Here is a 23,758-nt window from a genome sequence, read left to right on the forward strand (position 1 = left end):
CAGGACACGCCCGGTCGGTGACCGGCCGGGCCCGTCCCGACTACCCAAACCTGCCGGGCACGGCCTAGGGTTGCTGTGTGAACGAGCTCGACGTCGTGGGTGTCCGGGTCGAAATGCCCTCCAACCAGCCGATTGTGCTCCTGCGGGAAGTGGGAGGCGACCGCTACCTGCCCATCTGGATCGGGCCGGGGGAGGCCACCGCCATCGCTTTCGCGCAACAGGGCATGACGCCCGCGCGGCCGCTGACCCATGATCTGTTCAAGGACGTGCTCGAGGCCGTCGGCCAGACGCTGACCGAGGTCCGGATCACCGACCTGCGTGACGGCGTCTTCTACGCCGAGCTGGTGTTCGCCAGTGGCGTCGAGGTGAGCGCCCGTCCCTCGGATGCCATAGCGCTCGCGCTGCGCACCGGAACCCCCATCTACGGGAGCGACGGGGTGCTGGACGACGCCGGCATCGCCATTCCCGACGAGCAGGAGGACGAGGTCGAGAAGTTCCGCGAGTTCCTCGACCAGATCTCGCCGGAGGACTTCGGAACCAGCAGTCAATAGGGCCCGCGAAGGCCATTCGTCCAGCCTTACCCCCACCATGGACACGGGAAACCACCTCTGGGGTTGATATCACTCGGCGTGCCGAGCGTGGCGATCGTTGACGCACCCGGAGTGACTGCCTACCGTCGAGAAGGAAAGTCCCGATGGCACGTGCGCGTGCCCTGAGGGGTGCGAAGGGACGGGAGGTCGGCGTGAGAAGCACCGGCGACGGTACGGCCTTTGGCGGCCCGTATCCGATGCGCGGGGCCTTGGCCCGCAACGCCGCGACGCCCCCCGGAGGGGGTTCGGGCGACACCTCGGGACAGCAGCCGGAGGGGGCCGGCGAACGGGTCGGCTACCGCGGGCCCACCGCCTGCGCGGCGACCGGCATCACGTATCGCCAGCTGGACTACTGGGCGCGTACCGGGCTCGTGGAGCCCAGCATCCGCCCCGCGTACGGCTCGGGGACGCAGCGGCTGTACAGCTTCCGGGACGTCGTGGTCCTCAAGATCGTCAAGCGGCTCCTCGACACGGGCGTGTCCCTGCAGAACATCCGCACCGCCGTGCAGCACCTGCGGTCCAGCGCGCCCGCCGAGCTCACCCGCATGACGCTGATGAGCGACGGCGCGACGGTGTACGAGTGCACCTCCCCGGACGAGGTCGTCGACCTCCTCCAGGGCGGTCAGGGGATCTTCGGGATCGCCGTGGGCGTGGTGTGGCGGGACGTCGAGGGCGCCCTGTCGCAGCTGCACTCCGAGCGCATCGACACCGGGGAGACGGTGGTCGGCCACAACCCGGGCGACGAGCTGGCGCGGCGCCGCAACCGCGCGGGCTGAACCGGGCCGAACCGGGCGGGTCGGACCGCGGCCCACCCGTCCGCCGTACAGGCGTACGGCGGATGTCGGACCCGTGGGGCACCATCGGTGACTGTGAGAAGCGCGCCGACCATCCTCCACCTGGACATGGACGCGTTCTTCGCGGCCGTCGAGCAGGCGGCGAAGCCGAGTCTGCGGGGGAAGCCGGTCGTCGTGGGGGGTCTCGGGCCGCGCGGCGTGGTCGCGACCGCCTCGTACGAGGCCCGGGTGTACGGGGTGCACTCGGCCATGGCGATGGCCCACGCGCGCCGGCTGTGCCCGAACGCCGCGTACCTCGTGCCGCGCTTCGCCGTCTACCGGCAGATCAGCGACATCGTCATGGAGCTGCTGTCACGGCTGTCGCCGCTGGTCGAGCCGCTCAGCCTCGACGAGGCCTTCGTGGACCTGGAGGCGGGCGGGATCGCGGACGACCCGCGCGCGGTGGGGGAGCGGCTGCGGGCGGACATCCGGGCGGCCACCGGGGTCACCGGCTCGGTGGGGCTCGCGGGCTCCAAGCTGCTCGCCAAGATCGCCTCGGAGCAGGCCAAGCCCGACGGGCTGGTCGTCATCGAGCCCGGCACCGAGCGCGAGCTGCTGGCCCCCATGCAGGTGCGTGCGCTGCCGGGCGTGGGGCCCGCGACGGCGGAGCACCTGCGGCGGGCGGGCATCCTCACGGTCGGCGAGGTCGTGGAGGCGGGGGAGGCCGAGCTGGTGCGGCTGCTCGGCAAGGCGCACGGCGCCCATGTGCACGGGATGGCCCTGGGGATCGACGAGCGGCCCGTGGTCGCCGACCGCGAGAGCAAGTCGGTCTCGGTCGAGGACACCTTCGACGTCGACCTCACCGACCGCGTACGGGTCCGGCTCGAGGTGGACCGGCTGGCCGACCGCTGCGTGCGCAGGCTGCGCACGGCGGGCCGCTCGGGCCGCACGGTGGTGCTGAAGGTGCGGCGGTACGACTTCACGACGCTGACCCGATCGGAGACCCTGCGCGCCCCGACCGACGACCTCGCGGTGGTGCGGGAGACCGCGGCGCGGCTGCTGGAGGCCGTCGAGATCACCGGCGGCGTACGCCTGCTCGGGGTCGGTGTCGCGGGGCTCGCGGACTTCACGCAGGAGGACCTGTTCGCCCAGGCGGCCGGACGGGAGGAGGAGGCGGCGGGCGAGGAGTCCGCCCCGTCCGAGGGGGCTGACGAGCGGCCCGTGGAGGAAGCCCGGGAGCCGGAGCCGGCGGAGCGGCGCTGGGTGCCGGGCCAGGACGTGCGGCACACCGAGCACGGCGCGGGGTGGGTGCAGGGCAGCGGGGTCGGGAGGGTCACCGTCCGCTTCGAGGAGCCGGGCTCGCCGGTGCCGGGGCGGGTGCGCACCTTTGCGGTGACCGACCCGGAGCTCGAGCCGTCCGAGCCGCTCCCGCTGGTGTTACCGGGCCTGCCGGGGCTCCCGCGTCAAGCGTCGCCGGCCAGCTTGCCGAAGTCGTGGTCCGGCGGGGGCTCCGGCACCGGGCCGGACAGCGAAGGCCCGCTCATGCCGTAGTGGTGGTAGAGCTGCAGCTCCTGCTCGGGGGAGAGGTGCCGGCCCACGCCGAAGTCCGGGGCGTCCTTGATCAGTGCCTTGTCGAACGGCACGCGCAGCTCTTCCCCGGTGAACTCGCTCGGTTCCAGCGGTACGAAGGCGTCGCGGCTGAACAGGCCGGTGCGCACCGCGGCCCATTCGGGCTCTCCGGTGGCGTCGTCGAGGTACACCTCGTCGACCGTGCCGATCTTCATCCCGTTGCGGTCGAAGGCCCTGCGCCCGATGAGGCTGCGCGGATCGATACCGGTCTGCACGGTCCCTCCAACTGGTCGCGATTAATCCTATTTAGGCACGAAAGGTGGCGGCTGTCACATGACCCGTCCCCGGACCGCGCTGGTACGCTGACAGCGGCTGCTGACCCCTTGCGGGAGAGTCCTGGCGACGCGGGGAACCGTCCGCCGGGCGCCGAAGGAGCAAACCCTCCCCGGAATCTCTCAGGCATCCGTACCGCATGGGTGAGGTCACTCTGGAAAGCAGGAAGGGCGGCACACCGCGTGCGCGGCCGCTTCCTCACCGACGGTGAAAGCCGTCCCGGCACCTGCGGGACGGTGAAGCTCTCAGGTTCAGATGACAGAGGGGGAGGCCGTGTCGCGTCAGACCAGGAGGCCTCCGCAGATGACCGCCAACCGCATCCCACTCTCCGAGCTGGAGCGCGGCATCCCCTTCGAGCAGCGCCACATCGGGCCCGACGCCGGTGCGCAGGCCAAGATGCTCGCGCAGGTCGGCTACGGCTCGCTGGACGAGCTGACCGCCGCCGCCGTGCCGGACACCATCAAGAGCGCCGAGGCGCTCGGTCTGTCCGACGCCCGCACCGAGCCCGAGGTCCTCGCCGAGCTGCGCTCGCTCGCCGACCGCAACCAGGTGCTTCGGCCCATGATCGGGCTCGGCTACTACGGCACCTTCACCCCGCCGGTCATCCTGCGCAACGTCATGGAGAACCCCGCCTGGTACACGGCGTACACGCCCTACCAGCCGGAGATCTCCCAGGGCCGCCTGGAGGCCCTGCTGAACTTCCAGACGGTCGTCGCCGACCTCACCGGGCTGTCCACCTCCGGCGCCTCGCTGCTCGACGAGAGCACCGCGGCCGCCGAGGCCATGGCCCTGGCCCGCCGGGTCGGCAAGGTCAAGGACGGCGTCTTCCTGATCGACGCCGACACCTTCCCGCAGACCGTCGCCGTGATCGAGACCCGCGCCGAGCCGACCGGCGTCGAGGTCGTCGTCGCCGACCTCAGCGAGGGCATCCCGGCGGAGATCGCCGAGCGCGGCGTCTTCGGCGTGCTGCTGCAGTACCCGGGCGCCTCCGGCGCCGTGCGCGACCTCAAGCCGGTCGTGGAGCAGGCGCACGGGCTCGGCGCGATCGTCACCGTCGCCGCCGACCTGCTGGCCCTGACCGTGCTCACCTCTCCCGGCGAGCTCGGCGCGGACATCGCGGTCGGCACCACCCAGCGCTTCGGTGTGCCCATGGGCTTCGGCGGCCCGCACGCCGGCTACATGGCCGTCCGTGACGTGTACGCCCGCAGCCTCCCGGGCCGCCTGGTCGGCGTCTCCGTCGACGCCGACGGCGACAGGGCCTACCGTCTGGCCCTGCAGACCCGCGAGCAGCACATCCGCCGCGAGAAGGCCACCAGCAACATCTGCACCGCGCAGGTGCTGCTCGCCGTCATGGCCGGCATGTACGCGGTCTACCACGGCCCGGAGGGCCTGGCGCAGATCGCCCGCCGCACCCACCGCTACGCCTCGGTCCTCGCCGCGGGCCTGCGCGCCGGCGGCGTCGAGGTGACCACCGGAGCCTTCTTCGACACCGTCACCGCCCGCGTGCCCGGCCGTGCCGCCGAGGTCGTGGCCGCCGCCCGCGAGGCCGGGGTCAACCTGCGCCAGGTCGACGCCGACCTGGTCGGCATCGCCTGCGACGAGACCACCGGCCGCGCCGACCTCACCGCGGTCTGGGACGCCTTCGGCGTCACCGGCGCCGACGTCGAGGCCCTGGACGCGTCCACCGAGGACGCGCTGCCCGCCGGTCTGACCCGCGGCGTGGACTACCTGACCCACCCGGTCTTCCACCAGCACCGCTCCGAGACCGCGATGCTGCGCTACCTGCGCCGCCTCGCCGACCGCGACTACGCGCTGGACCGCGGCATGATCCCGCTGGGCTCCTGCACCATGAAGCTCAACGCGACCACCGAGATGGAGCCGGTCACCTGGCCCGAGTTCGGCGCGCTGCACCCCTTCGCGCCCGCCGACCAGGCCGAGGGCTACCTGACCCTCATCCGTGAGCTGGAGGAGCGCCTCGCCGAGGTCACCGGCTACGACAAGGTCAGCCTCCAGCCGAACGCCGGCTCCCAGGGTGAGCTCGCCGGCCTGCTGGCCGTCCGCGCCTACCACCGCGCGGGCGGTGACGCCCAGCGCACCGTCTGCCTGATCCCGTCCTCCGCGCACGGCACCAACGCCGCCAGCGCCGTGATGGCCGGCATGAGGGTCGTCGTCGTGAAGACCGCGGGCGACGGCGAGGTCGACGTCGAGGACCTGCGCGCCAAGATCGAGCAGTACCGCGACGAGCTCGCCGTGCTCATGGTCACCTACCCCTCCACGCACGGCGTCTTCGAGGAGCACATCGGCGACATCTGCGCCGCGGTGCACGACGCGGGCGGCCAGGTCTACGTGGACGGCGCGAACCTCAACGCCCTGGTGGGCCTGGCGAAGCCCGGCCACTTCGGCGGCGACGTGTCGCACCTGAACCTGCACAAGACCTTCTGCATCCCGCACGGCGGCGGCGGCCCCGGCGTCGGCCCGGTCGCGGTCCGCGCCCACCTCGCCCCGTACCTGCCGAACCACCCGCTCCAGCCGGCCGCCGGCCCGGAGACGGGCGTCGGCCCGATTTCGGCCGCCCCCTGGGGCTCGGCCGGCATCCTGCCGATCTCCTGGGCGTACGTGCGGCTCATGGGCGGCGAGGGCCTCAAGCGCGCCACCCAGGTGGCGGTGCTCAGCGCGAACTACGTGGCCAAGCGCCTGGAGCCGCACTTCCCGGTGCTCTACACGGGGCCCGGCGGTCTCGTCGCGCACGAGTGCATCATCGACCTGCGCCCGCTGACCAAGGAGACGGGCGTGACGGTCGACGACGTCGCCAAGCGCCTGATCGACTACGGCTTCCACGCGCCGACGATGTCGTTCCCGGTGGCCGGGACGCTGATGATCGAGCCGACGGAGAGCGAGAACCTCGCGGAGCTGGACCGCTTCTGCGACACGATGATCGCGATCCGCGCCGAGATCGAGCGGGTCGGCTCGGGGGAGTGGCCCGCGCAGGACAACCCGCTGCGCAACGCCCCGCACACGGCGGCGGCGCTGGGCGGCGACTGGGAGCACCCGTACTCCCGTGAGGAGGCGGTCTTCCCCTCCGGTGTGTCGGCCGCGGACAAGTACTGGCCGCCGGTCCGCCGCATCGACGGCGCCTTCGGCGACCGCAACCTGGTCTGCTCCTGCCCTCCGCTGGACGAGTACGACGTGTAAGGGCGCCTGACGCGCTCAAGGGTCGGCCCCGCTGCTGCAGCGGGGTCGGCCCTGTGTCGTTCCCGGCCCGGGTCAGGCCGCCGTGACGATGTGCCCGCTGCCGAGCGGGCGGTGCGGGGCGATGATCTGGCCGTCGGGGAGCAGCTCACCGGTGTCCTCGAAGAGCAGGACGCCGTTGCACAGCAGGCTCCAGCCCTGCTCGGGGTGGCTGGCCATGATGTGGGCGGCCTCGCGGTCGGGGCTGCCGGCGGACGGACAATGCGGCTGGTGCGGGCACATGGACGACGTCTTTCGCTGCGAGTGGTGTGAAGTACGGCTGCCTTGGGTAGGAACCTCAGTCATGCCGCTCCCCCGTTCAGTCGGTCGGTCCCAGTGTTGCTCTACTGAGGGATTTCCGCAGGGATTTCGCGTGAGCTGTCCTCGTTAGTTGGGGACGCATTCACTCTCGCGGGCGGTTGCCCGGACAATGCAACGCCTCCGTGACCGGACGGTCACGGAGGCGTGTGCGGGTCGCCCCAGCCGGGAGCCTCAGGCGGTGGTGCCGAGCAGTGGTGGCGGAGCCAGCCGCAGGGTGAGCACCGGCACCAGGTCGGAGAGCCGGTGCATGCGGTGCGCGGCGATCCCCGGCGGGGCCGGCGCCAGCGGGATCAGCAGGTCGGAGGGGGCCGGCTGGGCCGTGCCCGCGTCCGCTGCGACGTCCCCGTGCAGCCACAGCGTCAGCATGTAGAGCCCCGGTACCGAGAGCAGGTGCGGCTGGTAGGGGGTGGTGAGCGCATCGGCCTGGCGCAGCGCGCGCTCGGTGGAGGCCAGGTACGGGCCCTCGCAGAAGTGCGAGAACGCCCAGCCGTCCGGGGTGTCCACGGTCTCGCCCGCGGCGGCCACCTTGTCGCCGGTACGGATGTGGAAGCGCCAGCCGGTCAGTCGGGCCCGAGGCAGTCCTCCCGGTTCGGTGATCACGGGGTCGAGGACGTGCAGGGGGAGCGGATGCTCGGCGACCAGGGGCCCCGTGGCGTTGCGCAGTGAGGGGGTGCGGGCCTCACGGACGGCGGTGGGGGAGCTCAGGGCGGCGAGAACGCTCCGCAGGGCGGGAGCGGGGGCTGGGGCTACCTGCAGCGGCATGGTGGGCGGCCTCTCATGAGGAGACACGGGGGGTGTTCGGCGGGGTGCGGACAGCACTGTCAGCGATGGAGCAGATGACACTGCGGCAGGCCGGGACAGCCCGGATCCGCGGGGCGCGTGGGGGCGGCGACGTACGGAATCAGCGTGGGCATGCGGATCCCTTCCCGTGGCCGGATGCGTCGCGGGCGCGCGGCGGGTCGCGGAGGCTCTGCCTGTGAACGAAGGATATACGAGGAGTGTTCGCGCAGTGTTTCATCTAGCCGTCAGTGATATTACGGGCAAGGCGCTTCCAGGTCACCCCGGGCAGGTAATAGCTCCCCAATTGCGCCGTCGCCCACGCCGTGAACTGCGCTTTCCGCGTTGCTGCGGATGGCTGAATCTCGTCGGTGTTTTTCACGACACTGCCGCCGCCGGCATGTGAATTCCGTCCTTGCCCGCGGAATGTGCCGCAAGACGGTGCTCGTGGCCAGCTTAGCGGCTCGGCGCCGGCGCCGGGGGCCTTATCGATCTCAGGGCTGGGCATCATGTGATCACGGCCCACTCGAGGAAGGACCTCCGATGGGGGAAAAGGTCGCGGCCACGGGGTTCGACCTGGCCGACCGCCAGCGCTACCGCAGGAAGCTGAAGCAGTGCCTGCTGGGGTTGGAGCGACTGCTGGAGGAGAAGCGATTCGACCGCCCCCGCAATCTGATGGGGCTGGAGATCGAACTCAATCTCACCGACCGCGACGGGCTGCCGCGCATGATGAACGAGGAGGTCCTCGAGCGCATCGCGAGCCGTGATTTCCAGACCGAGCTCGCACAGTTCAACATTGAAGTGAACATCGCCCCGCACCGGCTTTCCGGCCGGGTCCTGGACCGCCTCGCAGAAGAGTTGCGCATGGGCCTGGGATATGCCGAGGGAAAGGCCCGCGAGGTCGGCGCCCGCATCGTGATGGTGGGAATCCTGCCCACCCTCGGCGCGCAGGACCTGGTCGGTGCCAACCTGTCCCGAGTCGACCGCTACATGCTGCTCAACGACCGCATCCTCGCCGCCCGCGGCGAGGACATCACCCTGGACATCTCGGGGGTGGAGCGGCTGACCTGCGTCTCCGGCTCGATCGCCCCGGAGGCCGCGTGCACCTCGATGCAGATGCACCTGCAGGTGACCCCCGCGCGGTTCGCCGCGGTGTGGAACGCAGCGCAGGTGGTGGCTGGCCCCCAGGTCGCACTCGGCGCCAACTCGCCCTTCCTGTTCGGCCGTGAGCTGTGGCGGGAGACCCGCCCCACGCTGTTCCAGCAGGCCACCGACACCCGCCCCGAGGAGCACCGGGCCCAGGGCGTGCGCCCGCTGACCTGGTTCGGCGAGCGCTGGATCGACTCCGCGTACGACCTCTTCGCCGAGAACGTGCGCTACTTCCCCTCCCTGCTGCCGATCTGCGAGGACGAGGACCCGCTGCACGTCCTGGACGAGGGCGGGGTGCCGCAGCTGAAGGAACTCACCCTGCACAACGGCACGATCTACCGCTGGAACCGCCCGGTGTACGCGGTCGTCGACGGCGTGCCGCACCTGCGGGTGGAGAACCGGGTGATGCCCGCCGGGCCGACCGTCGCCGACGTGCTCGCCAACACCGCCTTCTACTACGGGCTCGTCCGCTCCCTCGCCGAGACGTCGCGCCCGGTGTGGAGCCGGCTGCCGTTCGCGGCCGCCGCGGCGAACTTCGACGCCGCGTGCCGGTACGGCATCGACGCGGTGTTCACCTGGCCCCGGCCGGGGCGCGGCAACGGCCTCGTGGAGATCGGGGCCGTCGAACTCGTCCTGGACGAACTGCTCCCGATGGCGGCCGCCGGACTGGACGCGTGGGGCATCGACCCGGTGGACCGGGACCACTACCTCGGCATCATCGAGGGCCGCTGCCGCAAGCGCACGAACGGCGCCGAGTGGCAGGCCGTCGCCTTCCACCAGGAGCTGGACCGCGGACTGGACCGGCAGCGGGCGCTGGCTGCGATGACCCTGCGCTACTGCGAGCTGATGCACACCGGCGCCCCCGTGCACGAGTGGCCCCTGGAACGCTGAGCCGCCGTCCGTGCCGCCCAGCCGATGAGGCAGGATGGCGCGGGTGGAGGCATCTGTGGACGGGAATGCGGCGGAGCCGGGCGGGTCCGGGGCCGGGTCGGTGGAGCGGCTCGGCCCGCGCGCGCTGCGCAGCGAGACCCTCCTGGTGCTCGCGCTGTCGCTCGGGGCGAGCGCGCTCGCGGCGCTGATCAGCTTCATCGGTTCGCTGACCAAGCCCGGCGGGCTCAAGGACCAGGCGGCCACCCTCGTCGGCTCGCAGGCGCCGGGCCGTCCGTGGCTGGACCTGGCCTGGCAGCTGTTCGGTGTCGCCACCGCGCTCGTCCCGGTCGCGCTCGTCGCCCACCTGCTGGCCCGCGAGGGCACGGGCATGCCGGCCATCGGCTTCGACCTGCGCCGTCCGCGGACCGACCTGCTGCGCGGCGCCGCGGTGGCCGCGGCCATCGGCGGCACCGGGCTGCTGTTCTACCTGGGCGCGCGCGCCTCCGGGTTCAACCTGACGGTCGTGCCGGAGTCGCTGCCCGACGTCTGGTGGAAGATCCCCGTGCTGATCGCCTCCGCGGTCCAGAACGCGGTGCTCGAGGAGGTCGTCGTCGTCGGCTACCTGCTGCGCAGACTGGGCCAGTTGGGCTGGACGCCGGTCGGCGCGCTGGTGGCCAGCAGTGTGCTGCGCGGCTCGTACCACCTCTACCAGGGCATCGGCGGGCTCATCGGGAACATGGCGATGGGCGTCGTTTTCGTCCTGCTCTACCGGCGCTGGGGGCGGGTGGGGCCGCTGGTGGCGGCCCACGCGCTGATCGACATCGTGGCCTTCGTGGGCTACGCGCTGCTCGCCGGGAAGGTCGGCTGGCTGCCGACCGCGTGAGGCCCCTCTACGGGTGGGCGTGCAGCTCGCCGTCGATCACGGTGACGGCACGGCCGCTGAGCCGCACACGGTCGCCGCGCAGCACCGTCCGCACCAGGCCCGAACGCGCCGAGGCCTGCAATCCGGTGAGCTCGTCGCGGCCCAGACGCCGCGACCAGAACGGTGCCAGGGCGGTGTGGGCGCTGCCGGTGACCGGGTCCTCGTCGATGCCGACGGCGGGGAAGAAACCGCGCGAGACGAAGTCGTAGCCGGTCGTCGCCGGGGACTCGGCGGCGGCCGTGACGATGAGCCCGCGCTTGGACGGCAGCGCGGCGACGGCGGCGACATCGGGGGTGAGCGCCCGCACGGTCTTCTCGTCGACGACCTCCACCAGCAGGTCGCCCACGTCGTCACCCGTCTCGTGCACGGACAGCACGTCGGCGCCGATCGCGGCGCCGATGTCGTCGGTGACGACCACCGAGGTCAGCGGGGCGACGGGGAAGTCCATGGTGATGGTGCCGTCGTCGTCGGCCGTCGTCGTGAGGATGCCGCAGCGGGCGCCGAACCGCACCGGTCCGCGGGCGGCGCCCGTGCTGTGCAGGATGTGCGCGGTGGCGAGGGTGGCGTGCCCGCACATGTTCACCTCGGCCTTGGGGGTGAACCAGCGCAGGGCCCAGTCCGCGTCCTGGGCGCCCGGCGTGGGGTGGGCGAAGGCGGTCTCGGAGAGGTTGACCTCGGCGGCCACCCGCTGGAGCCAGCCGTCGTCGGGGAAGGCGTCCGCGTCCAGCAGCAGGACGCCCGCGGGGTTGCCGGCGAAGGGGCGGTCGGTGAAGGCGTCGACGATACGAATCCGCATGCCGGCGAGCGTACGGAGGTCCGGACGCCACCGGCCAGGGCCAATCGAGGGGTTGTGGCCCGCGCCATCGGTGCGCAGCCGCTGTCGCGCCCCAACCGGTACCGGAACCGGCCCACTTGAGGGGCGCGGAGCCGGGGCGGGCCGGGTCGTCCGCCCTCGGGTCACGTCGTGCAGGGTCACCGCGGTGCGCTGGACGGCACTCCGGTCGTCCACGTGAAGCCGGTGCCCGGACGCCGTGGGGCGTCCGGGCACCGGTCCGTCATGCCGCCGGGGGCGGCGGCGGTGCGAGCAGCGTTCCGAAGACCGTTTCGAAGAAGTCGTCGAAGGCCTCGCCCGAGCGGCCGGAACGTGCGGCGATCAGCGTGCCCTCCCAGGTGTTGAGGATGAACCGCGCCGTCCGCTCGGTGTCGAGCTCCGCCCGCAGCTCGCCGGCCTGCTGTGCCTCGGCGAGCGCGCCGGAGATCGACGAGGCCCACTGGCCGAGGGACGCGCGGACGCCCGCGCGGATCGTCTCGCTGTGGTCGGCGATCTCGGCGCCGAAATTGCCGATCATGCAGCCCCGGGTGAAGTCCGCGTCCACGGTCTCGTCGCGCAGGAACTCGAAGTGCGCGCGCAGCCGCGCCAGCGGCGCGGTGCCGGGTTCCGCCAGCTCGTGCGTCCGCCGGCCCGCGCCGTAGCGGTCGAGCGCGACGAGGGCCAGCGACTCCTTGCTGTCGAAGTGGTTGTAGAACGACCCCTTCGGAACGCCGGCCGCGTCCGTGATGTCCTTCACGCCTGCGGCGTTGTACCCCTTCGCGTGGAACTGTGCGACCGCCGCGTCGACGATCGCCTCGCGCATGCTCTGCCGGGCCATGGTGCCACCTCCGCACCGCAATATGGCCAGTCGTCTCTGTTCTGTCAAAAATACACCCGGCAGGGCACGGCCCTCCGGGTCAGGCCGCCGCGTCCAGGACCACCCGGAAGCGGGCCTTGCCGGACATCATGCGCTCGTAGGCCTCGGGCGCCCGCGACAGGGGCATCGTCTCGACCATCGGGCGGATGCCGGAGCGCGAGCTGAACTCGAGGTTGTCCTCGTTCTCGATCGCGGAGCCGGTCAGGCTCCCGCTGATGGTGCGCGAACCGAGGACGAGGTCGGTCGTGGCGACGGAGACCGGGTCCATGGAGACGCCGACCACGACCATGTGCCCGCGCGGGGCGAGTCCGGGGACCAGCGGCGTCATCGACGTGCCGTTCGCCGCGGTGGCGACGATGGCGTCCGCGCCGCCCAGCTTGCGCAGCTCGGCTCCGGGGTCCTGCGCCGAGCTGTCGATGTAGTGGCTCGCGCCGAGTTCGAGGGCGAGCTTCTCCTTCTCCTGGCCGCGGGCGATGGCCGCGACGCGGTAGCCGAGCCGGGCGGCGTACTGGAGACCCAGGTGGCCGAGGCCGCCGATGCCCTGGACCGCGACGAGCGCGCCGGGGCGGGCGTCCAGCCGGCGCAGGGCGCTGAAGGTCGTGAGTCCGGCGCACAGCAGCGGGGCGGCGAGGGTGGGGGCGAGCTCGTCCGGCACCCGGACCAGGCCGCTGCTGCGGGTGATGAGGACCTCGGCGTAACCGCCGTCGGTGGTGGTGCCGGTCTGCGGCTGGTCGGTGCAGTTGACGAAGTCCCCGCGTCGGCAGGACGTGCACTCGCCGCAGTGACCGCCCAGGAAGCCGACGCCCACCCGGTCGCCGACGCGCCAGGCGCTCACGCCCTCACCGACGGCGTCGATGACGCCGACGACCTCGTGGCCGGGGACGACCGGCTGCGACGGGTCGGCCCGCAGGCCCTCCACGGCGAGCGCGTCGGAGTGGCAGACGCCGCAGCTCTCCACCCTCAGCCGCACGTGCCCGGCGGGCGGGGCGACGACCTCGCGGGTGACGAGCTCGAAGTTGCGGGCGCCTGTGACCTCGAATGCGCGGTACGTGGACATGGTTCTCCTCGACGGGTCGACCGGTGGGGTGGGGGGTGGCCGGGTGGGGGCGGCGCCGCGAGGGCGGCGCCAGGCCGCGGCGCAGGCCGCGCCCGTCACGCCGGAGCGAGGGGCGGGCCTGCGTCCAAGAACCAATATGACCGGTCGTCTCACATGCGTCAAGCGCCGCCCGACGGCCCCGGCCGCGCCCCGGGCACGACGGCGCCGGCGCGCTCCCGACGATGGTCGGGGCGGGCCGGCGCGGTGGCGATGGCGGGCGGGTCGGTCAGACGACCTGGGCGAAGCAGGCGACGCTCACGGCTGCCGCGAGCACCGTCAGGGATGCCGCCAGGAGCGGCTTGGGGATGCGCACGGGGAGACCTCCGTTGCTCGGCCGGCGGAGCCGGCGGGGTTCACAGGCAGTAGCGGACGAGCCAGTCGTCGGCGGTGTACACGTCCCGGGCCGGGTCGGGTGCCGTGGCCGGGCTCTCCTGGACCATCTGTTCGGGCCGGACGCGCTCCGGCAGCTTGCCGAACCGGGCCCTGCGCGCCGCCGCGGCGGGGTCGGGGGTCTTCTGTTGGGTGGGCGGCATCGCGTCGTCTCCTCCGCCGAAGGGTGTCGTTCCCGTTGACGATGTCCTCCATTTCATCACCTGTCAAGGAAGTGATTCACCTCACGGGTCGCGGGGTGGCCGGCGCGGGGGGCGTCGTACGTCACCTGTTTGACAGGTGACGAAAGGTTCTGCGACAGTCGTCACCACCCGGACAGGTGATCCACTGGGCCGATCGGCCCGGGACACGCGAGAGAGGCATGATCGTGACCGAGACGCACTACACCGCCGTCGTCACCGCCACCGGCGAGGGCCGCAACGGAGGCCGGGCGGCGTCCAGCGACGGGCTCCTGGACCTGACCCTCGCCATCCCGAAGGAGTTCGGCGGCAACGGCGGGGCGACCAACCCCGAGCAGCTGCTCGCCGCGGGATGGGCCTCGTGCTTCCTGGGCGCGGTGAAGATCACCGCGGCGCAGCGCAAGGTGCGCGTGCAGGACGTGGCCGTCGTCGCCGAGGTCACCCTCCACCACCGGCACGAACAGGGCGACTACGGCCTGAGCGCCGTGTTGCACCTCGAAGTCGGCGGCGTGGACCAGAAGACCGCCGACGAACTCGGTGCGGGCGCCCACCAGATCTGCCCCTACTCCAAGGCGCTCGCCATCCCGGTGACCGTCGAGGCCACCGTCGTCTGACGCCGTACCCGCCGCCGCCCACCCGCGGCGGCACCGTCCGTCCGCGTCGTGCCGGGGCCACGGGCCCCGGCACGACGCCGTTCCCCCCGGGGCCGTCCGTGAGGGCCCCGTCCGGAGGTCGTCTTGCTCACGCTGCTGCTCATCGGGCTGGTCGGCGGATTCGTCACCGCCGTCTCCCCCTGCGTGCTCCCCGTCCTGCCCCTGGTCTTCCTCTCGGGCGGGGTCCCGGCGTCCGGGCAGGCGGCTGAACCGGCGCGCAGGAGCCGGCCGTACGCGGTGATGGCCGGGCTGGTCGTCAGCTTCAGCCTCATCACGCTGTTCGGCACCCTCGTGCTCGGTGCCCTGCCGGTGCCCCCGGACATCCTGCGGTGGGTGGGACTCGGGGTGCTGCTCCTGCTCGGCGTGGCCATGATGTTCCCCGCGGTGCAGGACCTGCTGGAGCGCCCGTTCGCACGCATCGGGCAGCGGCGGGTCGGGGGCGGACGCGGCGGTTTCCTCCTGGGACTCGTGCTCGGCACGGTGTACGTGCCCTGTGCCGGGCCCGTCCTGGCGGCGATCGCCGTCGCCGGCGCCACGCACCGGATCGGCGCGGGGACGGTCGTGCTCGCCGTCGCCTTCGCCGTCGGCACGGCGGTGCCGCTGCTCTTCTTCGCGCTCGCGGGCCGGAGGGTCGGCGAGCGGGTGCGCGCGTTCCGGGAACGGCAGCGGGGGGTGCGGTTCGCCGCCGGACTGACCTTCGTCGTCCTGGCCTTCGGCCTCACCTTCAACCTCACCGACGTCGTGCAGCGTGCCGTCCCCGACTACACCTCCCGCATCAACGACGCGATCGCCGGCCCCGGGCTCCCCGGCGGGCACGGCCCGTCCGGCTCACGGGAGTTGCGCTCCTGCGCGGAGGAACCGGCCGCCGTCCTCCTGGACTGCGGCGCGGCGCCGGAGATCTCGGGGATCCAGCAGTGGCTCAACACCCCGGGGAACGCGCCGCTGACGAAGGAGTCACTGGCCGGCAAGGTCGTCCTCGTCGACTTCTGGGCCTACTCCTGCATCAACTGCCAGCGCGCCATCGAGCACGTCGACGCCTGGTACGGGAACTACCGGTCCGACGGCCTCGTGGTGATCGGCGTGCACACCCCCGAGTACGCCTTCGAGCGCGTCCCCGGCAACGTCGCGGCGGGCGCCCGGCGGCTCGGCGTCGACTACCCGGTGGCACTGGACAACTCCTACGCGACCTGGGACAGCTTCGGCAACCAGGCCTGGCCCACCCAGTACCTGATCGACGCCCGGGGCAGGGTCCGGCACGTCGCCGTGGGCGAGGGCGGCTACGGCGGCACCGAGGCGCTGATCCGGCGGCTGCTCACCGACGCGCGCCCCGGCACCGCGCTGCCGCCCCCCACCGACGTACCCGACGACACCCCGACCGACGGGAGGCAGACCCCGGAGATCCCCCTCGGGGCGGGCCGCAGCGCGGCGGTGGTGAACGGACTCGTGACCACGGGGACCGGTGAGTTCGGCCGCCCGCAGACGCTCCTGCCGGGACAGGCCGCCCTGACCGGGACCTGGGACGCCGGCGAGGAGGCGATCACCAGCGGGCGGAACGCCGGGATCACCCTGGACTTCTTCGCCCGTGACGTCTACCTCGACGTCGGCGGCACGGGAACCGTCACCGCGACCCTGGACGGGAGGACCAGCACCTTCACCGTCTCCGGCGCCCCCGGCATCCACCGCGTGGTGACCGGGAGTTCGTCCCGGCAGGGCGTCCTGACGCTGAAGCTCTCGCCCGGACTCGGCGCCTACTCCTTCACCTTCGGCTGATCGCACGGCTGCCGGCCGGCCCCACCGCCCCCGTCCGCCCCGCGGCCGGGGGCGGTGGCGTGCGTTCCCGGGGTTCCTGCCCGACGGAACGGGGCGGACCGAGTCGCCCGGCCCCGAGGGTGCCGTGCTCCCGATCCGCCCCGAACCGATCCCCGTGACGGGCGGTCACGTCGCAGCCCACCTCCTGCCGGTGGGCGGGCCTTCAGAAGGTGTCGACGTCGACGACGGCCGCGGCGAAGGCCTCCGGCGCTTCCTGGGGGACGTTGTGGCCGATGCCCTTCAGCGTGCGGTGGGCGTACTTCCCCGAGAACTTGGCGCGGTAGGCGGCCCCCTCCCCGGCCGGGGTGAACGGGTCGGCCTCGCCGTCGAGCGTGATGGTGGGCACCCCGATCATCGGGCCCGCGGCAAGGCGCCGCTCCAGGCGGTCGTAGCGCGGATCGCCCTTCTCGAGGCCGAGCCGCCAGCGGTAGTTGTGGAGCACGATGGCGACGTAGTCCGGGTTCTCGAAGGACGCCGCGGTGCGGCGGAACGTGGCGTCGTCGAACTCCCACGTGGGGGAGTTGAACTGCCAGACCAGCCGGGCGAGGTCCTGCCGGTTCTCCTCCAGGCCGAGCCGGCCGCGCTCGGTCGAGAAGTAGTACTGGTACCACCATGCCCACTCCGCCTTGGGCGGCAGCGGCTGCCTGTTCGCCTCGCGGTTGGTGATCAGGTAACCGGTGACGGAGACCAGGGCCTTGCAGCGCTCCGGCCAGACCGCGGCGATGATGTCGGCGGTCCGCGAGCCCCAGTCGTAGCCGGCGAGGACCGCCTTCTCGATCCGCAGGGCGTTCATCAGGGCGATGACGTCGAGTGCGACCACCGACTGCTGGGCGTTGCGGAAGGCCCTGGGGGAGAGGAAGCGCGTCGTGCCGTGGCCGCGCAGGTGCGGGACGATGACGCGGTAGCCCTCCGCCGCCAGCAGGGGCGCGACGTCGACGTAGCTGTGGATGTCGTACGGCCAGCCGTGCAGGAGTATCACCACGGGGCCGTCGGCGGGGCCGGACTCGGCGTAACCGATGTTCAGGACGCCGGCGTCGACCTGCTTGAGGGCGCCGAGGGAGGTGTAGGTCCCCCGGACGGGTGCGGGTCCCCCGGTGGCCGGCCGCGGCCCGTGCGACGTCGCCGCCGAGACGGGCTGTGACGCGAGGCCCGACAGCCCCGCGAGCGACGCCGCGGCCGCGCCCGCACCGAAAACCTTGCCGAAGCTCCGCCTGTCGATCATTCCCAACCTTCTTTCCTGTTACCGGGGTTCTCCCGGCGGCAACCCTCGCACGTAGATGCGTCACCGGTCAAGGCGGTGACGCATCGCGGGTGCCGCCCGAGAGCCCGCCCAGGTCCGGGGGAGGGGTGGCCGGGCGGGCCGCGGAAGGGGATGGCAGGATGACGTCCGGTCGTCGCCCCGCGCGTGCCGCCCGCGTGGCCGCCGCTCCCGGCCGGCCCCCTCGGGCACCGTGCGGCAGCGTCGCCGGCGGACGGCCCACCGCGCGGCTGCCGCGTCCGCATCGCGGCGGCAGGCGTCCTCGTCGCTACCGCAGGAGTTCCGTCATGTCCCACCGCACCGGCCTGATCCTCGACTTCGGCGGTGTCCTCACCACGCCGCTGCTGCCCGCCGTGCTCGCCTTCGAGCGGCGCGAGGGACTGGCCGAGGGCGCGTGCATCACCGCGCTCTACCTCGACGAGGAGGGGACCCGGCGCACCCACGACCTCGAACGCGGCGCGATCACCCAGGTGGAGTGGAACGTCGCGGCGGCCCGCAGCCTCGGCGTGGCCCCCGACAACCTCATGGGCCGGATCTTCGCCGACCTCCGTCCCGAGACGGCCCTGATCGACGCCGCGGCCGCCGCCCGGCGCGCCGGGGTGCGCGTGGGGATCCTGTCCAACTCCGTGGGCTTCGCGCCGTGGGACCTCTACGACGGCTACGACCTGGAGGGGTCGTACGACGCTGTGGTCATCTCCGAGCACCACGGGATGCGCAAGCCCGAGTCCGCCATCTTCGAACTGGCGCTGGAGAAGCTCGGTCTGCCCGCCGAGGCCTGCGTGTTCGTCGACGACACCGAGCAGTACCTGGCGCCCGCGGCGCAACTGGGGCTCGCGGGCGTCCACGCCAAGGACCCCAAGGAGACCATCGCACAGCTGGAGGTCCTGCTCGGCGTCGCCCTGACCTGAGGGGCGGGGCCGGGACCGGGCGGGCCGCCGTGTGCGGGCCGCCGTGTGCGTCCGGGGTCAGATTCCGGACGCCAGCCGCCGCAGGATCCGCTCCGCGGGCTCCTCGGTGGCGTGACGGTAGCCCGTGCCCGCCCACAGGTTGATCCGCTCGGGGTCGCCCGCGGCGGCGGCCGCCTTGCGCATCGGGCTGGTCAGGTGGTGCAGGGCCGGGTAGCCGGCCGGCGCGTGGCCGGTGTGGCGGTCGGTGAAGGCGTTGCGCAGTGCCCTCGCCGGACGGCCCGTGAACGCCCGGGTCACCACCGTCCCGGTGCGTGCCGGATCGGCCAGCGCCGCCCGGTGCGGCGCGGAGGTGCCGGCCTCCTCGGCGCGCAGCAGGACGGTGCCGACCATGACCGCGTCGGCTCCGGCCCGCAGCGCACCGGCCACGGCGGCCGGGGTCGCCAGGCCCCCGGCGGCGACGAGCGGCAGGTGCACCGCCGCACGCACCTCGCCGAGCAGTTCCTCGAGGGGGACGGCCGCCGGTACGTGCTGCGGGGTGAGTGTGCCGGAATGCCCGCCCGCGGCGGACGCCTGCACGGCCAGGACGTCCGCGCCCGCCTCCGCGGCCGCCCGGGCCTCCGCGGCCGAGGTGACGGTCAGGACGACCAGGCTTCCGGCGGCGCGCAGCGCGGAGACGACCGAGGCCTGCGGGATGCCGAAGGTGAAGCTCACCACCGGGACCGGGTCGGAGAGCAGCAGGTCGACCTTGTCCGCCCAGTGGTCGTCGTCCTCGACGATCTCCGCCGCCGGCGCGTCGATGCCGTGCGTCCCGGCGTCGGGCGCGATGGCGCGGGCGTAGCGCCGGAAGGCGTCGGGGTCCACCGGGACGGGGTTGGGTGCGAAGAGGTTGACGCCGAAGGGCACCCCTTCGGGCCGGACCGCGGCGATCTGCTCGGCCAGCGCCGCGGGGGTGCGGTATCCGCCGGGCAGGAAGCCCAGGCCGCCTGCTCGGGCGGCCGCGGTGACCAGTGCGGGGGTGGTGGGACCGCCGGCCATCGGCGCGGCGAGGACCGGGGCGTCGACCCCGAGTGCGGCCAGTGGCGAGACCATGATGTGAGTGTTCCTCCTGCGGGGCGGCGACGGTCGTTCGCGAGGTGGGCACGGGACGGGCGGTGTCGGCCGGGGGCTTCTCGCCGGCGTCACGGTGCGGCCCGCGTTTGCCAGTATACGACCGCCCAACTAGTTTTATTAGACCGGTCGACTACCATGGACCGGATCCCTGATCCGGCCGCCCTCCGCACGCGGACGGGCGCCCGTTCTTCCTACCGTTGAGCACAGAGGAGAACCGACATGAGCGCTGACCCGAAGGACGCCGCGAACGACCCGATGCGCGAGACGCTGTCCCGCTGGAAGGCCGCCTTCGACGGCCACCGGCCGGACGAGATGGCCGAGTTGTTCACCGCGGACGCCCTGTTCCAGGGGTTCGGGCCCGACACCACGGCCGGCCGGGACGCGGTCCGCGCCTACTACGAGGCCGTGACGGAGGACCGCTGGGCGGACGTGGGGAAGGTGCAGGGCTACCGCGTCGGCGACCAGGTGGCCGGCGGCTTCGCCGACGTCGTCTTCCGGGGCGCGGAGGGCTGGGAGGCCGCCGTGCACCTCTCGCTGGTCCTGCAGCGCGAGGGTGACGACTGGCTGATCCGCGCCTACCACGTCTCGCGGATCGTCACCGACCACTGAGGCCGAAGGCCCCCGTCCGCCGGGCGGAGCGCGTTGCGAGGTTCCGCCTCCCAGCAGGGAGGACGCCGGTCGTGGCGCCGCCCCGGCCCGTGGGCACAGGGTGGAAGGGCGGAGGACCGGCGGTTCGTCACCGGTCCGGCCGCGTGCCCGCCCGTCGAAGGTTCCGGCAGTTTCTAAGAGAGGCAACACCGTGAAGGAGTTCCTGGTCGAACTCACCACCACCGTCCCCGAGGGCACCGACCCCGCCGAGGTGGACCGGCGTCGCGCGGCCGAGGCCGTCCGCGCCGGGGAACTGGCCGCCGCCGGCCACCTCGTCCGGTTGTGGCGCCCCGTGGGCGAACTGCGCAGCATCGGTCTGTGGCGCGCCGCCGACGAGGCCGAGCTGTACGAGAAGGTCCTCGGCACGCTGCCGCTGTGGCCGTGGATGGCCGCGGCCGTCACCGCCGTGCAGTCCCACCCCAATGACCCGGGGAAGGCGAACGGCGACGCCTGACGGCGCACGCCCGCCGAACGCGGCACCATACGGCTCCCCGCCGCCCGGACACGGTCGCGACGGGGAGCCGTGGTCCGTCCGGTCTTGTCCCGGAGCCCACCCGTCGAGGAATACGTCATGATCGAATCAACCCGGCGCCCGGCCGCCGCACGCGGCGGCGCCCCAGGGTCGCCCTGGGCCCATGTGGCCCGGGCCGGGGCGGCGCTGGCGGCGGCCATGGGGGTCGGCCGTTTCGTCTACACCCCGATCCTCCCCCTGATGCACGCTCAGGCGGGCCTGACGGCCGGGGCCGGTGCGCACCTGGCCACGGCCAACTACGTCGGCTACCTCGCCGGAGCGCTCGCCGGGACCTTCCTCCCCCGGCTGACGCGCTCCGCCGCCGTCCTGCGCGGGTCGCTGGTGCTGCTCGTCGTGAGCCTCGCCGCGATGCCGCTCACGCACGCGACCGCCGTGTGGCTGGTGCTCCGGCTGGTCGCGGGCGCGGTGAGCGCGACGGTCTTCGTCATCGCCGTCGGCGCGCTCCTCGGGCGGCTGCGCGAGCACCCGGCCCACCTGCCCGGCTGGGGCTTCGGCGGGATCGGCGCCGGGATCGCGCTGTCCGGCCTGCTTGTCCTCGTCCTGCGCGGCTTCGCCGACTGGCGGGCCGCGTGGTGGGCGTCCGCCGCGCTCGCCGCGCTGCTCGCCGTGCCGGCGTGGACCATGCGGACGGAATCCGCGCCGGACGTGGCGGCCGTGTCGGTCGATGCGGTCCCCGGAGCGCGGGGGCGGACGGCGGCGCCGCGCACGCACCGCTGGTTCGGTGCCCTGTTCGCGTCGTACACGCTGGAAGGCGTCGGCTACATCATCGCCGGCACCTTCCTGGTCGCCGCGATCGACCAGGGCTCACCCGGCCGGCTCGGCACCGCTGCGTGGGTGCTGGCCGGGGTGGCGGCCGTCCCCTCCGCCGCGCTGTGGGCGTGGCTGGGACGGCGCCGGTCCCGCCCGGACGTGCTGCTCGCCGCTCTGGTCGTGCAGGCCGCCGGCATCGCCCTGCCCGCCCTGGTCGGGGGGCCCGCCGCCGCGCTCGTCTCGGCGTTCCTCTTCGGCGCCACCTTCATCGGCGTGAGCACGGTCGCCCTCGCGGCCGGGACGCATCTGCGGTTCCCGCGCGCGGTCGCCCTGCTGACCGCCGGCTACTCGGTGGGTCAGATCCTCGGCCCCCTGGCCGTCGCGCCGCTGCTGCACCACGGCTACCAGCAGGCACTGGTCCTGGCGGCACTGGTCGTCCTGGCCGCGGCCGCGGCGGCGTTCGTGCTGCGCATCGGGTTCCCGCACCGCTTGGACCTGCCCGTTCCCCGGGAAGCCGCCTCCGGCGGCGTCGCCCCCGTCAGGGTTCCGGGTCTTTGACAGTTCTCGACCGGTCGTCTACTTTGTATGTGACCGGTCGTCTAGTACCGGATTCCCATGACATCCCCCCACTGGAGAAGAAACACCATGAGCGTTGAGGGTCAGAAGGTCGCGGTCATCACCGGTGCGTCGCAGGGCATCGGTGCCGGTCTGGTCGAGGCGTACCGGAAGCTGGGGTACGCGGTGGTGGCCACGTCGCGGAACATCGGCGAGTCGGCGGACCCGGGGGTGGTGGCGGTGCGGGGGGACATCGCGGAGCGGGACACCGCGGAGCGGGTGATCGCGACGGCGGTGGAGCGGTTCGGCCGGGTGGACACGCTGGTCAACAACGCGGGGATCTTCGTGGCGAGGCCGTTCACGGAGTACACCGAGGAGGACTACCGGGCGGTGATCGGGGTGAACGTCGACGGCTTCTTCCGGATCACGCAGCTGGCGGTGGAGCGGATGCTGCAGCAGGGCGGGGGGCACGTCGTCCAGATCTCCAGCAGCCTCGGTGACCAGGCGGACGCGAAGGTGACGTCGGTGCTGGCGTCGCTGACGAAGGGCGGTCTGCAGTCGGCGACCCGGGCGCTGGCGACCGAGTACGCGACGCAGGGCATCCGGGCGAACGCGGTGGCGCTGGGGACGATCAAGACCCCGATGCACCCGGTGGAGACCCACGAGATGCTGGCGGGCCTGCACCCGGTGGGGCGCATGGGCGAGATCGACGACATCGTCGAGGCCGTGCTCTACCTGGAGAACGCGCCGTTCGTGACGGGTGTGACCCTGCCCGTCGACGGCGGCCAGACCGCCGGCCGCTGACCGGCCGGTCGGGCAGGGCCCGAGTTCACGGCGGCGGCCCCGGACGTCTCCGTCCGGGGCCGCCGCCGTGTCATGCGCCCGGGGTGGCGCTCGGGGGCCCGGAGAGGGCGGACTTGGCGCGCCGGGTCTCCTCGTCGGCGAGGACTTCCGGCCGGTCGTGGAGCAGCGCGTCCATGGTCAGTTCGGCCACCGTCCCGGCGCTGATCTTCGGGGCGTCGGTCCACGCGCTGAGTTCGGTGTCCACGAAGCTCGCGTGGACGCCCACCACCAGCGTGCCCTGGGGGTGCAGGGCCTGCCGGAGGGTGTCGGTCAGCGACCACGCGGCCGCCTTGGAGGCCGCGTACCCGGGGATCAGCGGCTGGCCGACCCAGGACGCCAACGAGAGCATGTTGACCAGTGCCCCGCCCCCGTTCGCGGCCAGGATCGGGGCGAAGGCCCGGGAAACGGCCCAGGTGCCGAAGTAGTTGACCTCCATCGCCTGGCGCGCGCCGTCGAAGGAACCCTCCAGCAGACGGGTGCCGGCGCCGCCCGTGCCCGCGTTGTTGACGACGATGCTGACGTCGCCGGCGGCGGCGGCCGCCGCGGCGATCTCGTCGGGCTTGGTGACGTCCAGGCGCAGGGGTACGAGGGTGTCGTCCACCAGGCTCTGGTCGACGAGGCTCTCCGGATCGCGGACGCCCGCGTAGACCTTGGACGCGCCGTGCGTGATGAGCGCGCGGGCGAAGGCGCGGCCGATGCCGCGACTCGCGCCCGTCACCAGGGCGACCGACCCCTTGATGTGCATCGTGCCTCCTTCCTGCGGGCGCGCCCTGCCCGGACGGCCGCGCGGTCGTCGGCGGCCCCGGG

At 73.0% G+C, this 23,758-nt stretch carries 23 protein-coding genes and 1 riboswitch; of the genes, 13 read left to right on the forward strand and 10 right to left on the reverse strand.

Annotated features, from left to right (window positions below):
* Positions 1-77 precede the first annotated feature (77 nt).
* The 3 genes from OG937_35620 to OG937_35630 all read left to right on the forward strand — a co-directional run bounded on the left by OG937_35620 (position 78) and on the right by OG937_35630 (position 2,914).
* Positions 78-551 carry a bifunctional nuclease family protein gene (locus tag OG937_35620; protein WUD76641.1) on the forward strand — a complete coding sequence of 158 codons (474 nt, stop codon included), beginning with the start codon at positions 78-80 and terminating at the stop codon, positions 549-551.
* Between the two features lie 191 nt (positions 552-742).
* The gene (locus tag OG937_35625) at positions 743-1,366 is read left to right on the forward strand and encodes a MerR family transcriptional regulator (protein WUD76642.1); all 624 of its coding nucleotides are present in this window, start codon (positions 743-745) and stop codon (positions 1,364-1,366) included.
* A 93-nt stretch (positions 1,367-1,459) separates the two neighbouring features.
* Positions 1,460-2,914 (forward strand): DNA polymerase IV, encoded by a 1,455-nt coding sequence (locus OG937_35630; protein WUD76643.1) that lies wholly within the window; start codon positions 1,460-1,462, stop codon positions 2,912-2,914.
* Here the strand turns inward: OG937_35630 and OG937_35635 are convergent.
* A complete protein-coding gene (locus tag OG937_35635; GenBank protein ID WUD76644.1) occupies positions 2,827-3,207 on the reverse strand; it encodes a PRC-barrel domain-containing protein in 381 nt (126 codons plus the stop codon). The two genes, OG937_35630 and OG937_35635, sit on opposite strands and share 88 nt — an antisense overlap.
* 101 nt (positions 3,208-3,308) lie before the next feature.
* Positions 3,309-3,413: riboswitch (glycine riboswitch) on the forward strand.
* A 155-nt stretch (positions 3,414-3,568) separates the two neighbouring features.
* Here OG937_35635 and gcvP point away from each other — a divergent pair.
* Complete coding sequence (gene gcvP, locus OG937_35640; protein ID WUD76645.1) at positions 3,569-6,457, forward strand: aminomethyl-transferring glycine dehydrogenase; 2,889 nt, start codon at positions 3,569-3,571, stop codon at positions 6,455-6,457.
* Between the two features lie 72 nt (positions 6,458-6,529).
* On the opposite strand, the gene OG937_35645 is transcribed toward gcvP, so the two are convergent.
* Complete coding sequence (locus tag OG937_35645; GenBank protein WUD76646.1) at positions 6,530-6,736, reverse strand: DUF5999 family protein; 207 nt, start codon at positions 6,734-6,736, stop codon at positions 6,530-6,532.
* A gap of 249 nt (positions 6,737-6,985) precedes the next feature.
* Positions 6,986-7,576, reverse strand: a complete 591-nt coding sequence (locus OG937_35650; GenBank protein ID WUD76647.1) for a hypothetical protein — start codon at positions 7,574-7,576, stop codon at positions 6,986-6,988.
* Positions 7,577-8,134: 558 nt separating this feature from the next.
* Between OG937_35650 and OG937_35655 the strand changes: the two genes are divergently transcribed.
* A complete protein-coding gene (locus OG937_35655; GenBank protein ID WUD76648.1) occupies positions 8,135-9,631 on the forward strand; it encodes a glutamate--cysteine ligase in 1,497 nt (498 codons plus the stop codon).
* Positions 9,632-9,665: 34 nt separating this feature from the next.
* Entirely contained in the window at positions 9,666-10,493 is an 828-nt protein-coding gene (locus OG937_35660; GenBank protein ID WUD76649.1) for a CPBP family intramembrane metalloprotease, read from the forward strand.
* Positions 10,494-10,500: 7 nt separating this feature from the next.
* Here OG937_35660 and OG937_35665 read toward each other — a convergent pair whose 3' ends face one another.
* The 4 genes from OG937_35665 to OG937_35680 all read right to left on the reverse strand — a co-directional run bounded on the left by OG937_35665 (position 10,501) and on the right by OG937_35680 (position 13,849).
* Positions 10,501-11,328, reverse strand: a complete 828-nt coding sequence (locus OG937_35665; GenBank protein WUD76650.1) for a PhzF family phenazine biosynthesis protein — start codon at positions 11,326-11,328, stop codon at positions 10,501-10,503.
* Between the two features lie 259 nt (positions 11,329-11,587).
* A complete protein-coding gene (locus OG937_35670) occupies positions 11,588-12,181 on the reverse strand; it encodes a TetR/AcrR family transcriptional regulator (GenBank protein WUD76651.1) in 594 nt (197 codons plus the stop codon).
* A gap of 79 nt (positions 12,182-12,260) precedes the next feature.
* Entirely contained in the window at positions 12,261-13,277 is a 1,017-nt protein-coding gene (locus OG937_35675) for an alcohol dehydrogenase catalytic domain-containing protein (GenBank protein ID WUD76652.1), read from the reverse strand.
* A 392-nt stretch (positions 13,278-13,669) separates the two neighbouring features.
* Positions 13,670-13,849 (reverse strand): hypothetical protein, encoded by a 180-nt coding sequence (locus OG937_35680; protein ID WUD76653.1) that lies wholly within the window; start codon positions 13,847-13,849, stop codon positions 13,670-13,672.
* 218 nt (positions 13,850-14,067) lie between these two features.
* On the opposite strand from OG937_35680, the gene OG937_35685 reads away from it, so the two are divergent.
* Together OG937_35685 and OG937_35690 are read left to right on the forward strand one after the other, a co-directional pair.
* Entirely contained in the window at positions 14,068-14,499 is a 432-nt protein-coding gene (locus OG937_35685) for an Ohr family peroxiredoxin (protein ID WUD76654.1), read from the forward strand.
* Positions 14,500-14,622: 123 nt separating this feature from the next.
* Positions 14,623-16,308: a cytochrome c biogenesis protein DipZ gene (locus OG937_35690; protein WUD76655.1), complete on the forward strand. Its 1,686-nt coding sequence runs from the start codon at positions 14,623-14,625 to the stop codon at positions 16,306-16,308.
* Positions 16,309-16,510: 202 nt separating this feature from the next.
* Here OG937_35690 and OG937_35695 read toward each other — a convergent pair whose 3' ends face one another.
* On the reverse strand, positions 16,511-17,569 hold the full coding sequence (locus tag OG937_35695) for an alpha/beta hydrolase (GenBank protein WUD76656.1): 1,059 nt from the start codon (positions 17,567-17,569) through the stop codon (positions 16,511-16,513).
* Positions 17,570-17,892: 323 nt separating this feature from the next.
* Here OG937_35695 and OG937_35700 point away from each other — a divergent pair, with 323 nt between their 5' ends.
* The gene (locus tag OG937_35700) at positions 17,893-18,513 is read left to right on the forward strand and encodes an HAD-IA family hydrolase (GenBank protein ID WUD76657.1); all 621 of its coding nucleotides are present in this window, start codon (positions 17,893-17,895) and stop codon (positions 18,511-18,513) included.
* A gap of 57 nt (positions 18,514-18,570) precedes the next feature.
* Here OG937_35700 and OG937_35705 read toward each other — a convergent pair whose 3' ends face one another.
* Positions 18,571-19,602 (reverse strand): nitronate monooxygenase, encoded by a 1,032-nt coding sequence (locus OG937_35705; protein WUD76658.1) that lies wholly within the window; start codon positions 19,600-19,602, stop codon positions 18,571-18,573.
* A 240-nt stretch (positions 19,603-19,842) separates the two neighbouring features.
* Here OG937_35705 and OG937_35710 point away from each other — a divergent pair, with 240 nt between their 5' ends.
* The 4 genes from OG937_35710 (at position 19,843) to OG937_35725 (ending at position 22,912) form a co-directional block, all read left to right on the forward strand.
* The gene (locus OG937_35710; GenBank protein ID WUD76659.1) at positions 19,843-20,232 is read left to right on the forward strand and encodes an SgcJ/EcaC family oxidoreductase; all 390 of its coding nucleotides are present in this window, start codon (positions 19,843-19,845) and stop codon (positions 20,230-20,232) included.
* A 190-nt stretch (positions 20,233-20,422) separates the two neighbouring features.
* On the forward strand, positions 20,423-20,725 hold the full coding sequence (locus OG937_35715; GenBank protein WUD76660.1) for a muconolactone Delta-isomerase family protein: 303 nt from the start codon (positions 20,423-20,425) through the stop codon (positions 20,723-20,725).
* 117 nt (positions 20,726-20,842) lie between these two features.
* The gene (locus tag OG937_35720; GenBank protein ID WUD76661.1) at positions 20,843-22,111 is read left to right on the forward strand and encodes a YbfB/YjiJ family MFS transporter; all 1,269 of its coding nucleotides are present in this window, start codon (positions 20,843-20,845) and stop codon (positions 22,109-22,111) included.
* Between the two features lie 87 nt (positions 22,112-22,198).
* On the forward strand, positions 22,199-22,912 hold the full coding sequence (locus tag OG937_35725) for an SDR family oxidoreductase (GenBank protein WUD76662.1): 714 nt from the start codon (positions 22,199-22,201) through the stop codon (positions 22,910-22,912).
* 70 nt (positions 22,913-22,982) lie between these two features.
* On the opposite strand, the gene OG937_35730 is transcribed toward OG937_35725, so the two are convergent.
* Entirely contained in the window at positions 22,983-23,696 is a 714-nt protein-coding gene (locus tag OG937_35730) for an SDR family oxidoreductase (protein WUD76663.1), read from the reverse strand.
* Positions 23,697-23,758: the final 62 nt, after the last annotated feature.

Source organism: Streptomyces sp. NBC_00510 (genome assembly GCA_036013505.1).
GTDB lineage: Bacteria > Actinomycetota > Actinomycetes > Streptomycetales > Streptomycetaceae > Actinacidiphila.

What these genes read in the sequence shown, in the direction of transcription:
- gcvP (WUD76645.1), top strand. Translation starts at nt 3,569, where the DNA reads ATGACCGCCAACCGCATCCCACTCTCCGAGCTGGAGCGCGGCATCCCC.
- OG937_35645 (WUD76646.1), bottom strand. Translation starts at nt 6,736, where the DNA reads ATGTGCCCGCACCAGCCGCATTGTCCGTCCGCCGGCAGCCCCGACCGC.
- OG937_35650 (WUD76647.1), bottom strand. Translation starts at nt 7,576, where the DNA reads ATGCCGCTGCAGGTAGCCCCAGCCCCCGCTCCCGCCCTGCGGAGCGTT.
- OG937_35655 (WUD76648.1), top strand. Translation starts at nt 8,135, where the DNA reads ATGGGGGAAAAGGTCGCGGCCACGGGGTTCGACCTGGCCGACCGCCAG.
- OG937_35660 (WUD76649.1), top strand. Translation starts at nt 9,666, where the DNA reads ATGGCGCGGGTGGAGGCATCTGTGGACGGGAATGCGGCGGAGCCGGGC.
- OG937_35665 (WUD76650.1), bottom strand. Translation starts at nt 11,328, where the DNA reads ATGCGGATTCGTATCGTCGACGCCTTCACCGACCGCCCCTTCGCCGGC.
- OG937_35670 (WUD76651.1), bottom strand. Translation starts at nt 12,181, where the DNA reads ATGGCCCGGCAGAGCATGCGCGAGGCGATCGTCGACGCGGCGGTCGCA.
- OG937_35675 (WUD76652.1), bottom strand. Translation starts at nt 13,277, where the DNA reads ATGTCCACGTACCGCGCATTCGAGGTCACAGGCGCCCGCAACTTCGAG.
- OG937_35680 (WUD76653.1), bottom strand. Translation starts at nt 13,849, where the DNA reads ATGCCGCCCACCCAACAGAAGACCCCCGACCCCGCCGCGGCGGCGCGC.
- OG937_35685 (WUD76654.1), top strand. Translation starts at nt 14,068, where the DNA reads ATGATCGTGACCGAGACGCACTACACCGCCGTCGTCACCGCCACCGGC.
- OG937_35695 (WUD76656.1), bottom strand. Translation starts at nt 17,569, where the DNA reads ATGATCGACAGGCGGAGCTTCGGCAAGGTTTTCGGTGCGGGCGCGGCC.
- OG937_35700 (WUD76657.1), top strand. Translation starts at nt 17,893, where the DNA reads ATGTCCCACCGCACCGGCCTGATCCTCGACTTCGGCGGTGTCCTCACC.
- OG937_35705 (WUD76658.1), bottom strand. Translation starts at nt 19,602, where the DNA reads ATGGTCTCGCCACTGGCCGCACTCGGGGTCGACGCCCCGGTCCTCGCC.
- OG937_35710 (WUD76659.1), top strand. Translation starts at nt 19,843, where the DNA reads ATGAGCGCTGACCCGAAGGACGCCGCGAACGACCCGATGCGCGAGACG.
- OG937_35720 (WUD76661.1), top strand. Translation starts at nt 20,843, where the DNA reads ATGATCGAATCAACCCGGCGCCCGGCCGCCGCACGCGGCGGCGCCCCA.
- OG937_35725 (WUD76662.1), top strand. Translation starts at nt 22,199, where the DNA reads ATGAGCGTTGAGGGTCAGAAGGTCGCGGTCATCACCGGTGCGTCGCAG.
- OG937_35730 (WUD76663.1), bottom strand. Translation starts at nt 23,696, where the DNA reads ATGCACATCAAGGGGTCGGTCGCCCTGGTGACGGGCGCGAGTCGCGGC.